General features: G+C 71.6%; 16 protein-coding genes. 6 read left to right on the forward strand and 10 right to left on the reverse strand.

The window, feature by feature from the left end:
• Position 1 precedes the first annotated feature (1 nt).
• From hisI to hisF, 3 genes are read right to left on the reverse strand one after another with little or no spacing between them, the layout of a single operon-like run.
• Positions 2–376, reverse strand: coding sequence for a phosphoribosyl-AMP cyclohydrolase (gene hisI / locus CFN78_RS25305; RefSeq protein ID WP_094865532.1), 375 nt, complete (start codon positions 374–376; stop codon positions 2–4).
• Positions 373–762, reverse strand: a complete 390-nt coding sequence (locus CFN78_RS25310; protein ID WP_205660646.1) for a hypothetical protein — start codon at positions 760–762, stop codon at positions 373–375. Before CFN78_RS25310 ends, hisI begins: the two co-directional genes overlap by 4 nt.
• Positions 759–1,532, reverse strand: a complete 774-nt coding sequence (hisF, locus tag CFN78_RS25315; RefSeq protein WP_094865580.1) for an imidazole glycerol phosphate synthase subunit HisF — start codon at positions 1,530–1,532, stop codon at positions 759–761. Before hisF ends, CFN78_RS25310 begins: the two co-directional genes overlap by 4 nt.
• A gap of 148 nt (positions 1,533–1,680) precedes the next feature.
• Here hisF and CFN78_RS25320 point away from each other — a divergent pair, with 148 nt between their 5' ends.
• The 3 genes from CFN78_RS25320 to CFN78_RS25330 all read left to right on the forward strand — a co-directional run bounded on the left by CFN78_RS25320 (position 1,681) and on the right by CFN78_RS25330 (position 3,691).
• Positions 1,681–2,199: an RNA polymerase sigma factor gene (locus CFN78_RS25320; RefSeq protein ID WP_094865534.1), complete on the forward strand. Its 519-nt coding sequence runs from the start codon at positions 1,681–1,683 to the stop codon at positions 2,197–2,199.
• Positions 2,196–3,242 carry a hypothetical protein gene (locus CFN78_RS25325; protein ID WP_094865535.1) on the forward strand — a complete coding sequence of 349 codons (1,047 nt, stop codon included), beginning with the start codon at positions 2,196–2,198 and terminating at the stop codon, positions 3,240–3,242. The genes CFN78_RS25320 and CFN78_RS25325 overlap by 4 nt, the downstream gene beginning before the upstream one ends.
• A 62-nt stretch (positions 3,243–3,304) precedes the next feature.
• Positions 3,305–3,691 (forward strand): PPOX class F420-dependent oxidoreductase, encoded by a 387-nt coding sequence (locus CFN78_RS25330; protein ID WP_094865581.1) that lies wholly within the window; start codon positions 3,305–3,307, stop codon positions 3,689–3,691.
• Between the two features lie 12 nt (positions 3,692–3,703).
• On the opposite strand, the gene priA is transcribed toward CFN78_RS25330, so the two are convergent.
• The 4 genes from priA to CFN78_RS25350 form a co-directional block, all read right to left on the reverse strand.
• On the reverse strand, positions 3,704–4,441 hold the full coding sequence (priA, locus tag CFN78_RS25335) for a bifunctional 1-(5-phosphoribosyl)-5-((5-phosphoribosylamino)methylideneamino)imidazole-4-carboxamide isomerase/phosphoribosylanthranilate isomerase PriA (protein ID WP_094865536.1): 738 nt from the start codon (positions 4,439–4,441) through the stop codon (positions 3,704–3,706).
• Positions 4,442–4,559: 118 nt separating this feature from the next.
• Positions 4,560–4,994 (reverse strand): VOC family protein, encoded by a 435-nt coding sequence (locus CFN78_RS25340; RefSeq protein WP_094865537.1) that lies wholly within the window; start codon positions 4,992–4,994, stop codon positions 4,560–4,562.
• A gap of 69 nt (positions 4,995–5,063) precedes the next feature.
• The gene (hisH, locus tag CFN78_RS25345) at positions 5,064–5,693 is read right to left on the reverse strand and encodes an imidazole glycerol phosphate synthase subunit HisH (RefSeq protein ID WP_094865538.1); all 630 of its coding nucleotides are present in this window, start codon (positions 5,691–5,693) and stop codon (positions 5,064–5,066) included.
• Between the two features lie 10 nt (positions 5,694–5,703).
• The gene (locus CFN78_RS25350; RefSeq protein ID WP_094865539.1) at positions 5,704–6,855 is read right to left on the reverse strand and encodes an MFS transporter; all 1,152 of its coding nucleotides are present in this window, start codon (positions 6,853–6,855) and stop codon (positions 5,704–5,706) included.
• A gap of 231 nt (positions 6,856–7,086) precedes the next feature.
• Between CFN78_RS25350 and CFN78_RS25355 the strand changes: the two genes are divergently transcribed.
• Positions 7,087–7,305, forward strand: a complete 219-nt coding sequence (locus CFN78_RS25355; RefSeq protein ID WP_094865540.1) for a hypothetical protein — start codon at positions 7,087–7,089, stop codon at positions 7,303–7,305.
• Positions 7,306–7,311: 6 nt separating this feature from the next.
• Here CFN78_RS25355 and CFN78_RS25360 read toward each other — a convergent pair whose 3' ends face one another.
• Together CFN78_RS25360 and CFN78_RS25365 are read right to left on the reverse strand one after the other, a co-directional pair.
• On the reverse strand, positions 7,312–8,208 hold the full coding sequence (locus tag CFN78_RS25360) for a transketolase family protein (protein WP_094865541.1): 897 nt from the start codon (positions 8,206–8,208) through the stop codon (positions 7,312–7,314).
• Between the two features lie 2 nt (positions 8,209–8,210).
• Complete coding sequence (locus tag CFN78_RS25365; protein WP_094865542.1) at positions 8,211–8,903, reverse strand: thiamine pyrophosphate-dependent enzyme; 693 nt, start codon at positions 8,901–8,903, stop codon at positions 8,211–8,213.
• A 52-nt stretch (positions 8,904–8,955) separates the two neighbouring features.
• Between CFN78_RS25365 and soxR the strand changes: the two genes are divergently transcribed.
• Positions 8,956–9,417 carry a redox-sensitive transcriptional activator SoxR gene (soxR, locus tag CFN78_RS25370; RefSeq protein WP_094865543.1) on the forward strand — a complete coding sequence of 154 codons (462 nt, stop codon included), beginning with the start codon at positions 8,956–8,958 and terminating at the stop codon, positions 9,415–9,417.
• Positions 9,418–9,444: 27 nt separating this feature from the next.
• Here the strand turns inward: soxR and CFN78_RS25375 are convergent, their stop codons facing one another.
• Positions 9,445–10,032, reverse strand: coding sequence for a TetR/AcrR family transcriptional regulator (locus CFN78_RS25375; protein ID WP_094865544.1), 588 nt, complete (start codon positions 10,030–10,032; stop codon positions 9,445–9,447).
• Between the two features lie 176 nt (positions 10,033–10,208).
• Between CFN78_RS25375 and CFN78_RS25380 the strand changes: the two genes are divergently transcribed.
• Positions 10,209–12,398: an MMPL family transporter gene (locus CFN78_RS25380; protein WP_094865545.1), complete on the forward strand. Its 2,190-nt coding sequence runs from the start codon at positions 10,209–10,211 to the stop codon at positions 12,396–12,398.

Below are 12,398 nucleotides of genomic sequence, written 5' to 3' on the forward strand. Positions count from 1 at the left end.
GTCAGTCCGCGGGACCGCCGTCGGCCAGCAGCAGCCGGTCGTCCCCGTCGAAACAGGAATGGCGTCCCGTGTGGCAGGCCGGGCCGACCTGGTCGACGCGCATCAGCAGGGTGTCGCCGTCGCAGTCGATCCGGATGTCGCGTACCCGCTGGGTGTGCCCGGACGTCTCGCCCTTGACCCACAGTTGCTGCCTGCTCCGGGAGAAGTAGGTGGCGCGCCGGGTGCGCAGGGTGGCCACCAGCGCCTCGTCGTTCATCCACGCGACCATCAGCACCTCGGCGGACACGTGCTCGACCACGACCACGCAGACCAGGCCGTCGACGGTGCGCTTGAGCCGCCCGGCGATCTCGGGCGGCAGGCCCGCGCCGGCGGTCACGCCTTCGCCCCGAGCACGAAGCGGCGCAGTGGCATGGAGTTGAGCAGCACGCCCGAGTAGATGTACCCGGCCGCGGCGAGGATCGAGAAGATCTTGATGACGACCGTGGCCGCGGCGGCGAGGAAGAACGCGTGCAGGATGCCGAAGATCACGACGATCGCGAATCCGGCCAGCCGGGCGAACGGCATGCCGCGGGCGACGCCCGCGGCGACGATCGCGCCGAGCAGCAGGGTGGTCAGCGGCACCATCAGGGTGCGCGGCGAGGCCTCGGAGGTCAGCAGGATGATCGTGGCCAGCAGCACGTAGGCCAGCCCGACACCGGGCAGCAGCGCGCAGACGATCTTCACCTCGGCAGGCATCGTCCTTGTTCCGGGTTTCGATGTCATCGGACCTCCACTCCCCCGGCGCGCAGCGCCTGTTTGACCTCGCCGATCTTCAACTCACCGAAATGGAAGACGCTCGCGGCCAGCACCGCGTCCGCCCCCGCCCGCACCGCGGGCAGGAAGTGCTCCGTGGTGCCCGCGCCGCCGCTGGCGATCACCGGAACCCGCACGGCCGCGCGCACCAGGCGCAGCAGCTCCAGGTCGAACCCGGCCTTGGTGCCGTCGGCGTCCATCGAGTTGAGCAGGATCTCCCCGACGCCCAGCTCCTCGCCCCTCGCCGCCCACTCGATCGCGTCGATACCGGTGCCGGTACGGCCGCCGTGCGTGGTGACCTCGAACCCGGACGGGGTGGGTTCGCCGCCTTCGAGCACGCGCCGGGCGTCCACCGAGAGCACGACGCACTGGGCGCCGAACCGCCGGGACGCCTCGCGCAGGAGTTCCGGCCGGGCGATGGCGGCGGTGTTGATGCCGACCTTGTCGGCGCCGGCCCGCAGCAGCCGGTTCACGTCCTCGGTGGAGCGGACGCCGCCGCCCACGGTCAGCGGGATGAAGACCTGCTCGGCGGTACGCCGGACCACGTCGAAGGTGGTCTCCCGGTTGCCGGAGGAAGCCGTGACGTCGAGGAAGGTCAGCTCGTCCGCACCCTCCGCGTCGTAGGCGCGGGCGAGTTCCACCGGGTCGCCCGCGTCCCGCAGGTCGGTGAAGTTGACCCCCTTCACCACCCGGCCGGCGTCGACGTCGAGACACGGGATCACCCTGACCGCTACGGACATGCGGAACAGGTTACCCACCACGGCCCGGTACGAATTCGCGCCCGCGTGCAGCGGGGAGCGGGCGAACGGCGTCCACAGGACCGGGAGCAGTCCGATACTGGGGAGGGCCGATGACCGGAGCGGAACGCGGGCGGAGGGGGAGGCGGCGATGACGCCGGGCTTCGACGATTTCCTCGACGACCGCCTCGACGGCCTGCTGCGCTATGCGACGGCTCTGACCGGGGACCCCTATCTGGCGCAGGACATCGTCCAGGAGGTGCTGCTGCGCGCGCAGCAGAACTGGCACCGGATCGAGTCTCCGCCGACCTACGTGCGGAGGATGGTCACCAACGAGTACCTCTCCTGGCGGCGACGCCGGTCGGTGCGCTCGACGGTGCCGTCCGCGCCCGAGGTCCTCGACGCGCTCGGCACTCCGGTGGCCGACCCGTCCGCCCGTTACGACGAGCGGGACGCGATGCGCGGGCGGCTGGCCGCCCTGCCGCGCAAACAGCGCGCCGCCGTGGTGCTGCGCTACTACGAGGACTACTCCGATGCGGAGATCGCCACCGAACTCGGCTGCCGCGAGTCGACCGTACGAAGCCAGATCGCGCGTGCCCTGCGGGCGCTGCGCGACGCCGACCCGGCGGACGCCGACGCCTCCGCCGACAACTCGGGAGCCGTCCGATGAGCAACTCCACCGACACCGAGGACACCGGCACCGAGGACCTCCTGCGTGCCGAACTGCGGGCGATCGCCGCCCGCGCCCCGCACGCCGGGGAGGTGCGCGTGGCGCTGGCGCGAGCACAGCAGCGGCGCCGCCGTCCGCCGAACCTGATGCTGGCCGCGGTCGCGGCCGCGGTGGTGCTGGTGGCGCTCGCGGTGCCGGTCGTGCTGAACGCCGCCGGACCGTCCACCTCGGATGTCGCGGCACCGCCCGCCTCGTCCGCGGCCTGCTGCCGGGCCCTGGAGTACGACGTCACCTGGCTGCCGGAGGGCCTCGTCGAACGCGAACGCGCCGCCGGGCCCGACGGTGCCGTGCAGACGCGCCGGTGGGCCGTCACCAACTGGGAAGAGGACGAGAACCTCGTCATGCCGGAGGTCCTGCTGGAGACCTACTCCCCGGACAAGGCGCCGTGGTCGGAGATGTCGGCCAAGATCGCCCGCTCCCCGGACACCTTCGAGATGGACGGCCGTATCGGCAGCGTCGACACGGCGAGCGACACCACCGCCCAGTTCACCTGGATCACCGAGTCCGGACGGGTGGCGCGGCTCAAGCTCGACAACGTCACCGACGCACGCGAGACCGGGTTGCGCATCGCCGCCTCGGTCCGGCCGGACGAGCAGGCCCGGACCACGGCGCGGATCGCGTTCGGACCGCTGCCCGCCGGAACCGTGGATGCCTCGGCGAAGGTGTGGGGCTTCTCCCCGCTGGACGGCAGGACGGAACTGACGGCCACGCAGGCGGTCGAGCCCCGGCTGGAACTGATCCGGGCGAGTCTGGACCCGGCGAGGCCGCCGATGGCGGCGGCCCGGCCCGTGCCGCTGGACAGCGCGGCGAGCGGCGCGACGACAGCCTACGTCTGGGAGCGTCAGGTCCAGATTCCGCTGGGGGACGGCAGCATGCTGACGGTGTCCTCGTTGAGCTCCGAGACCGAGGAGCAGTTGCTGGCGATCGCGGCGGGCATCAGCGTCGACCGGGGCGTGGACCAGTCCTGGATCGGCAGCCCGTGACGGCGGCCCGCCCGGCGTGCGGGGACTCGGCGCGCGCGGGCGGCAGTGGCTACGCTCGGCGTATGGGATCCGAATTCGAGCGACTGGCCGCCGAGAAGTACCTGATGCTCACCACGTTCCGGAAGAACGGGGACCGGGTCGGCACGGCCGTGTGGGCGGGCCGGGACGCCGGGGAGCTGACCGTCTGGACGGAACGCGACTCGGGCAAGGTCAAGCGCATCCGCAACAACGGCACGGTGGAACTGACCGCCTGCGACGTCCGGGGCAAGAAGACGCACGGGGCCACGATCACCGGCACGGCCCGCGTCCTCGACGACGCCGGGACCCGGCGCGTACGCGAGTCGATCGAGCGGAAGTACGGCCTCGTCGGCAAGGTCACCATGTTCTTCAGCCGCCTGCGCGGCGGCTCCGAGCGCACCGTGGGCCTGGCGATCTCGGTCGACGGCTGAGGCCTCCGCCGCTCAGGTCCCTGCGACGGCGGCCAGTGCCTCGGGGAGGGTGAAAGCGCCCGCGTAGAGCGCCTTTCCGACGATCGCGCCCTCCACCCCGGCGGAACGCAGCGCGGCGAGCGTCCGCAGATCGTCCACACTGGACACACCGCCGGAGGCGACGATCGGCGCGTCGGTCCGGGCGGTGACCTCGCGCAGCAGGTCCACGTTCGGCCCGCGCAGCGTTCCGTCCTTGCTCACGTCGGTCACCACGTAGCGGGTGGCGCCGTCGGCGTCGAGCCGGGCGAGCACCTCCCACAGGTCGCCACCGTCCTGCGTCCAGCCGCGGGCGGCCAGCCGGTGACCCCGCTCGGTGATGCGCACGTCCAGTCCGATCGCGACGCGGTCGCCGTGCTCGGCGATCACCTTGGCGCACCAGGCCGGGTCCTCGAGGGCCGCGGTGCCGAGATTCACCCGGCGGGCCCCGGTCTCCAGCGCCGCCGCCAGCGAGGCGTCGTCGCGGATGCCGCCGGAGAGCTCCACCCGGACGTCCAGCTTGCCGACGACACCGGCCAGCAGCTCACGGTTCGAGCCCTTGCCGAACGCGGCGTCCAGGTCGACGAGGTGGATCCATTCCGCGCCGTCGGCCTGCCAGGCGAGCGCGGCGTCGAGCGGGTCGCCGTAGGAGGTCTCGGTCCCGGCCTCCCCCTGCACCAGGCGGACGGCCTGGCCGTCGGCAACGTCAACAGCGGGAAGCAGCTCGAAAGTCACGGGCCAACTATAGGAGCACCGTGGCCGCCGCCCGTCCGGGAGGTACCGGCCGCCACGGTGCGGTGCTCGGCGAGCGCGCTCGTTCGCGGCGCGAGGCCGGGGACGCGTTCGCGGCCCGTCAGTCCAGGCAGAACTCGTTGCCCTCGACGTCCTGCATCACGATGCACGACTCGTCGTAGCCATCGGCAGGCATCAGCCGCACCTGGACCGCGCCGAGTGCGACCAGCCGCGCGCACTCGGCCTCCAGGGTGGCGAGGCGCTCCTCGCCCACGAGGCCGGTGCCGGCCCGCACGTCGAGGTGCAGCCGGTTCTTGCCCGCCTTGCTCTCCGGAACGCGCTGGAAGAACAGCCGCGGGCCCACACCCGAGGGATCGACGCAGGCGAACGCCGAGCCCTGGTGCTCGGGCGGCAGCGAGCGATCGAAATCGCCCCACGTGGCGAACCCCTCCGGCGGCGGTGGCACGACGTACCCCAGCACCTCACACCAGAAGCGAGCGACGCGCTCGGGCTCCGCACAGTCGAAGGTCACCTGGAACTGTTTGATCGATGTCACAGGTCCACCATAGTGAGCGGTTCAGCTCGACGACACGCGAATATCGTCGCCAAGGCCGGGAAGTGGCGGTCAGAGCGTGCCCAGCCAGTTGCGCAGCAGCCGGGCGCCCGCGTCACCGGATTTCTCCGGGTGGAACTGGGTCGCCCACAGCGGCCCGTTCTCCACGGCCGCGACGAAGTCCTCACCGTGCTCGGCCCAGGTGACCTTCGGCTGCTGCCCGGCGAGACCGGAGACGAGTTCCCAGTCGCGGGCCGCGTAGGAGTGGACGAAGTAGAAGCGCTCGTCCGGTTCGATGCCGGCGAACAGCACCGAGTCGGCCGGCGGACGGACGGTATTCCAGCCCATGTGCGGCAGGATCCCGGCGTGCAGCCGTTCCACGGTGCCCGGCCACTCCCCCGCGCCTTCGGTGGCCTCGCCGTGCTCCACCCCGCGTTCGAACAGGATCTGCATGCCGACGCAGATGCCCAGCACCGGGCGGCCGCCCGCGAGCCGGGTGCCGATGATCTTCTCCCCGCCGACGGCGAGCAGTCCGCGCATGCAGGCGGCGAACGCACCGACGCCGGGCACGACGAGCCCGTCGGCCTCCAGCGCGGTACGCGGGTCGGCGGTGACCTCGACGTCGGCTCCCGCGCGTTCGACGGCGCGTTCGACGGAACGGAGGTTGCCGGACCCGTAGTCCAGGACGACGACGCGAGGCACGCCGTCCAGGCTAGCGGGAACGGCCCGCCCGCCACGCGACGGGCAGCAGGACCACCGCCACGCCTGCCAGCAGCCCGAAGGCGCCCGGGTATCCGATGCCCGCCACGGCCGCACCGACGGCAACGGCCCCGAGGCCCTGCCCCGCGTCGTAGGCGACGTTCCAGACCACGCTCGCCTGCCCCGCCGGGGCGCGCACGAACATCGCCACCAGTGAGTCGTTCTGCACCACACCGAAACCGATACCGAACACGGCGACGGCCAGGATGGCGGCCACCGGCTGTCGCGTGCCGAGCGCGAAGACCACCAGCCCGAGCGCGATCAGTGCCAGCGCGAAGGGCAGCATCCGTCCCGGTGCGGCGAACCGGTCACCGGCGTGGCCCGCCGCCCACCGTGCCAGCAGGACGGTCGCGGTGACCGCGAGCAGCGCGAGCGCCGCGTGCGCGGGAAGCACGATCGGCAGGAACGTGACGAACGCGCCGAAACCGATCGAGCCGCCGATCATCACCAGCCACGGCCGCCAGGTGACGTCCACAGTGGACACGATGCGGGTGCGTTCCTCCCGTCCCGGCACCAGTCCGGGCAGCAGCAGGAACGGCACGATCGCGGCCAGCGGCAGCACCGCGGCGAGGAGGAACACGGGCGGGAAACCCCAGTGGGAGGCGACCAGGGTGCCCAGAGGCAGTCCGGCGAGCTGGGGCACCCCGGTCGCCAGTCCGTAGAGACCGGAGCCGCGGGCCAGTGCGTCCGCGGGCAGCAGCTCGGCGATCAGTGCGCTCCCGCAGACGGTGAGCAGTCCGAAGCCGAGCCCGCGCAGGAGGGAGATCGCGAGGATCCAGGGCGCGTCCACGGCGAGGATGAGCAGGGGCGCGGGCAGTCCGAGCAGCGAGGCCCCCAGCAGCAGCACGGTCCGGTAGCCGTATGCCCGCACGAGGGCGGGCACCACGAGCTGGGCGAGCACCGTGCTGCCCATGAACACGCCGGTCGCCGCCCCCGCCGCGAACGCGCCCGCCCCCTGGCGCACGGCCCAGGACGGCACGACGGACAGCAGCAGTGCGTATCCGGTGAACGCCGCGCAGGTGCCGAGCAGCATGAGCCGGAAGTCGCGCTCGCGCAGGGGCGAGCGGAACGGACGGCGACCGGGGGCCGTCAGGGGCGCGGACATCCTGCCATTTCTAGTACGAGCGTACCTGTTTTGTCCACCCGCCGCCCGGCGATGCCCATCACTCCCTCGCCGCGGACCGGATGTGCGCGCTGCGTGTGCGGCGAGATGCCCGGAGTCACGACGACGTGCGTGGGCCCGGGATGCCGCCGCGAGCGTATGCCCGTACCGCGTTTCGATCGCTGCCCACGTGGGTAGTAACCGGTCCTAGCGGCTCGTCGTGGAGGAGAAACGATGTTCGGCCACCCGGATCTGGATCGCCTGCTCGACGCGTGGCGCCAGGACATCGACAGCGTTCCGTTCCCTGTAATGCGCGTCCCCGAGGAGCTTCGCGCGGCCCCCGGGCCCGCCGGATCGGAGCTGCCCGTCCAGCGCCGCGGCGGCGAGACCCCTGGCGACCGGACGAACGACTGCCCCTCCTTCACCGCCTGGCAGCCTCCCCTCAACGCCTAGTGGCGGCTACCCGAACGCCTTGACCGCCGCGGCGATCGTGGACTCGTCCAGCCCGTGCGCCAGATCGTGGTCGGCCATGTCGCCGTAGAGCCGTACCTCCTCGTCCCGGCGGACCCCGAGCGAACGCAGGCGGTGCGCGATGTCCGGCAGCGCCTCGGCCACCGCCGGCGCCGAGGTACCCGCCAGGTAGGGCTCCACCAGCACGATCGCGTCCGTACCGGCGGAACGCAGCGCGGCCCGCAGGCCGGCCGCGTCGAAGGGCCGGATCGTGGCGGCGTAGAGCACCGTCACGTCGAGGCCGGCGGTCGCGGCCAGCACCCGGTCCAGCATCGGCCCGACGGCCAGCACGACCGGCCCGCGACCGCTGCGCAACGTACGGAACCCGGCGCCGTGGTGCGGTTCGGCGTTCGCCGCCTCGGACAACCGGATGTAGACGTTCCCCTTGCCGGGCAAGGATTCCCGTAGCACCGCAGGCACCTCATCAGGATGCCCGGGAACGTGGACGGTCCAGCCGGGGATGGTGTCGATGAGCGCGACGTCGGCGGGCGACTGGTGCGTGCGTCCCGCGCCTGCCATGTCGTACGAGGCGCCCGCGGACACCAGCACCGCGCCGGTGCCCTGATGGGTCAGATCGAGCTTCACCTGCTCGTACGGGCGTTCCACCAGGAACGAGGCGAAGGTGTGCACCACCGGCCGCAGCCCTGCCATGGCGAGTCCGCCCGCGGTACTGACCAGCAGTTGCTCGCGGATACCGACGTTGATCACCCGGTCACCGAACCGTTCGGCCGCGCGGGCGACTTGCGGCGTCCCAGCGGAGATGTCGGCGAGAACGAGTGCCAGCAAAGGATCCGCTGCCAACTCACCCTCCATTGTGGACAGAAATGTGTCACGCATAGTGGTCATGGTCAGTCCTTCGGATCGATGGTGGCGACGACCGCGAGCGGCCGCCGGGGATGGGGCTCGGTGAAGGCCGCGGCGAGGGCGTCGTGATCGCGGCCGTCCACGGTGCGGGCGGCCCAGCCCTCCACCTCGAAGCGCCGCGCGATACCGCCCGGCCATCCGTGCGTGGACGAGCCGTTGTCGATCACCACGGCCGTCAGCCCGTGGAGGCCGGAACGCGCGGCGAACGCGATCGCCTCGTGGTTGGAGCCCTCGTCGAGTTCGGCGTCACCGGTCAGCACCACCACCCGGGGCGGTGACGGTTCCAGCACCCGCAGGCCGAGCGCGGTACCGACGGCGATCGGCAGCCCGTGGCCGAGCGACCCACTGGCGATCTCCACCCCCGGGACCAGCATCCGGTCCGGGTGCATGCCGAGCCGAGAGCCCGCGCTCGCCCAGGTACCGAGCTCGTCCGGGTCGATGAAGCCCTTCGCCGCGAGGACGGCGTAGTAGGCCATCGGGCCGTGCCCCTTGGACAGCAGGAAGCGGTCGCGGCGCGGGTCCTCCGCCCGCTCGGGCGAGGTGTCCAGCACCCGGTCGTAGAGCACCCACAGTACGTCCAATGTGGACGTGGCGGCGGCGGAGTGTTTCTCGTCCCCGATCATCCGGGACATCAGCGTGGGCAACTCCGCGAAGCCCATCGTCGTTGCGGTAGTCATGCTCCGACCGTGCAACCTCGACTTAGGTTGAAGTCAAGGCTAACCTGACGACGTGACCAAGCTTGCCGACCACCTCAGCATCGGACAGGTGTCGGAACGCAGCGGCGTTCCGCACACGGCTCTTCGGTTCTACGAGGAACGGGGCCTGATCCACGCCGAGCGCTCCGCGGGCAACCAGCGGCGGTATCCGCGTGCGGTACTGCGCAGAATCGCGTTCATCCGCTCGGCACAGCGGGTGGGGCTCACCCTCGAACAGATCAGCGACGCGCTCGCCACCCTGCCGCGCGACCACGCGCCGACGAAGGCCGACTGGACCCGGCTCTCCCGTAACTGGCGCGACGAACTCGACCTGCGGATCGACGCGCTGCAACGACTTCGCGACCGGCTCACCGGCTGCATCGGCTGCGGGTGCCTGTCCTTACGCACCTGCACGCTGAACAACTCCGAGGACGAGATGGCCGGATTCGGCCCCGGCGCCCCACTGCTGTCCCCGGTGGGCGAAGGCGGACGCTGACCGGCTCAGGGCGGGCCGCCGACCGGCTCAGTGCCGGGGTCGCGGCCTGCCGAGCATACGGCGCGCGGTGATCAGCAGGTGCTCGCGCAGGGCGTCGTCGTCGACGCCCGCCAGTTCGGGCGATCCGCCCGCCAGCGCGATCCCGGCCAGCGTGACGTTCGCGGTGACCAGCGTGGCGACGTCCGGATCCGGCCCGGTGAGCACGGCGAGCATCCGTTCCTTGAAGTTTCCCGCGTGGTGCAGGGTCTTCTCCACCGCGCGGGCCACTCCGGGGTCGGAGCTGAACACCGCGACGAGCACCCGGTGCCCCACCACGAGGTCGACGAACCCGTTGAGCAGATGCTCGATCTGCGCCCCGCGGCGCCGATGGGCGGCGGCCTCCTCGGTGATCCGCGCGAGCGTGTCCAGCAGGGGCTCGGCGACCGCTTCGGTGATCTCGTCCTTGGCGCGGAAGTGATAGTAGACGGCAGCCTTGGTGACGCCGAGTTCGTCCGCGATCATCTGCAGGGAGGTGCCCTCCACGCCGTGCTCGCTGAACAGCCGCAGTGCGGTGGCGAGCAGTCTGGTACGCGTGTCCTCGGTGCCGGGTGCGCGCGGCGCGGTACGGGCGGCCATCCGATCCCCCTCCTAGCGAACCCCGAACGCTACGACACGGCCTTGCCGGACGGCAAGCCGCAACACTTGCCGTGCGGCTAGTCACATCCTTGTCGATTGGCTAGCTGCGCACTTACCGAACGGCTAGCCTCGGCGAGGGTAATCGCACACCATCGAGCGAACGGGGTGGCCTCGTCGTGGCGAAGCTCCTGTACCGGCTTGGCCGGTTCTCCTTCCGCAAACGCAAACTGGTCGCGGCCGCGTGGGCGGCGATCCTGGTGCTGCTGGGGATCGGCGCGCTCACCCTGTCCGGACAGCTCACCAACTCGGTGACCATCCCGGGCACGGAGTCGCAGCGCGCGATCGACCAGCTCGAGGAGCGCTTCCCCCAGCTCCCCGCGGGCGGCGGGACCGCGCGCGTCGTACTCGCCGCGCCCGAGGGCCAGACCCTCGCCGACCCTGCCGGCCGCGCCGCCGCCGACCAGGTCGTCGGTGCGTTGCGGTCCGCTCCGAAGGTCGCCGTGGTCGCGGACCCGTTCCAGACCGGAGCCGTCTCCCCGGACGGCCGGGTGGCGATGGCGCAGGTGACCTACTCGGTACCCGGCTTCGAATTGCTCCCCGAGGATCGCGAGGCTCTGCTGGCGACGGCGGAACCAGGCCGCGCGGCCGGGCTGCAGGTGGAGTTCGGTGGCGACGCGGCGCAGGGCATCCCCGAGGTGGCCGCCACGGAGGGCCTCGGCGTGGCCATCGCCGCGGTCGTACTGGTGATCACCTTCGGCTCGCTGATCGCCGCGGGCCTGCCACTGCTCACCGCCCTGATCGGCATCGGTGTCGGCATGGCAGGCATCACCACGGCCTCGGGCTTCCTCGACCTGAACTCCAACACCCCGGTGCTGGCGCTGATGCTGGGACTCGCCGTGGGCATCGACTACGCCCTGTTCATCGTGTCCCGGCACCGGCACGAGATAGGGATCGGCCGCAGTCCGGAACAGGCGGCCGCCAGAGCCGTCGGTACCGCGGGCTCGGCGGTCGTGTTCGCCGGGCTCACCGTCATCATCGCCCTGGCCGGGCTCACCGTCGTCGGCATCCCGTTCCTCGGCGAGATGGGCATCGCGGCCGCGCTGACCGTCGCGATCGCGGTCCTCATCGCACTGACGCTGCTGCCGGCGCTGCTCGGTTTCGCGGGCGACCGGGTGAACGGCAGCAAGATCCGGGTCCGTCGCGGCAAGCCGGGGGCCGTCCCCTTCGGTGAACGCTGGGCCCGGTTCGTCGCCCGTCGCCGGGTACCGGTGCTGCTGGCCTCGATCGCCGGCCTGGCGGTGCTCGCCATTCCGGCCGCCTCGATGCAGCTCGGCCTGCCCGACGACAGCACCGCCGCCCCGGACTCGACGCAGAGCAAGGCATACGGGCTCGTCTCGGGCAGTTTCGGCGAAGGCGCCAACGGACCGCTCACCGTGGTCGTGGACGCACAGGGCAGCGGCGACCGCCAGGCCGTGATCATCGGGGCCGCGGGCCGGATCTCCACTCTGCCCGACGTGCTCGCCGTGACACCGCCGCAGCCGAACCAGCAGGGCGACACCGCGATCCTCAACGTCATCCCGAAGAGCGGGCCGAGCAGTGAGCAGACCGAGCAGCTCGTCGCCGACATCCGGGAACTGTCCGGGCAGCTCGGTGACGGGGCGAGTCTCGCGGTGACCGGCCAGACGGCGGCGAACATCGACGTCTCCGAGAAGCTCGCCGACGCCATGCTCCCCTACCTGGCACTCATCGTCGGACTCGCGTTCATCCTGCTGATGCTGGTGTTCCGCTCACTGGTCGTGCCCATCAAGGCGACCGTTGGGTTCCTCGGTTCGGTCGCCGCCACCTTCGGCGCCGTCGTGGCCGTGTTCCAGTGGGGCTGGCTCAAGGACGTGCTCGGTGTCGAGAGCACCGGCCCGATCATGAGCATGCTGCCGATCCTGCTGATCGGTGTGCTGTTCGGCCTGGCGATGGACTACCAGGTCTTCCTGGTGACCCGGATGCGCGAGGAGCACGTGCACGGCGCTGCCCCGGTCGACGCGATGATCACCGGGTTCCGGCACGGCGCCCGCGTCGTGGTGGCCGCCGCGCTGATCATGGTGAGCGTGTTCGCCGGGTTCGTGCTCGCCGCCGACACACTCATCCAGTCCATCGGTTTCGCGCTGGCGTTCGGTGTCGCGATCGACGCGTTCGTCGTGCGGATGGCGCTGGTTCCGGCGGTGATGGCCCTGCTCGGCAAGGCGGCGTGGTGGCTGCCGCGCGGTCTCGACCGGGTGATGCCGGATGTGGACGTGGAAGGCGAGAAGCTCACCGCGATACTCGAAGAGTCCGATGTGGACGCCGACCGCAAGCACGCACACGCCCGCTGA

Origin of the sequence: Amycolatopsis antarctica (genome assembly GCF_002262875.1) — a bacterium.
Taxonomy (GTDB): Bacteria; Actinomycetota; Actinomycetes; order Mycobacteriales; family Pseudonocardiaceae; genus Amycolatopsis; species Amycolatopsis antarctica.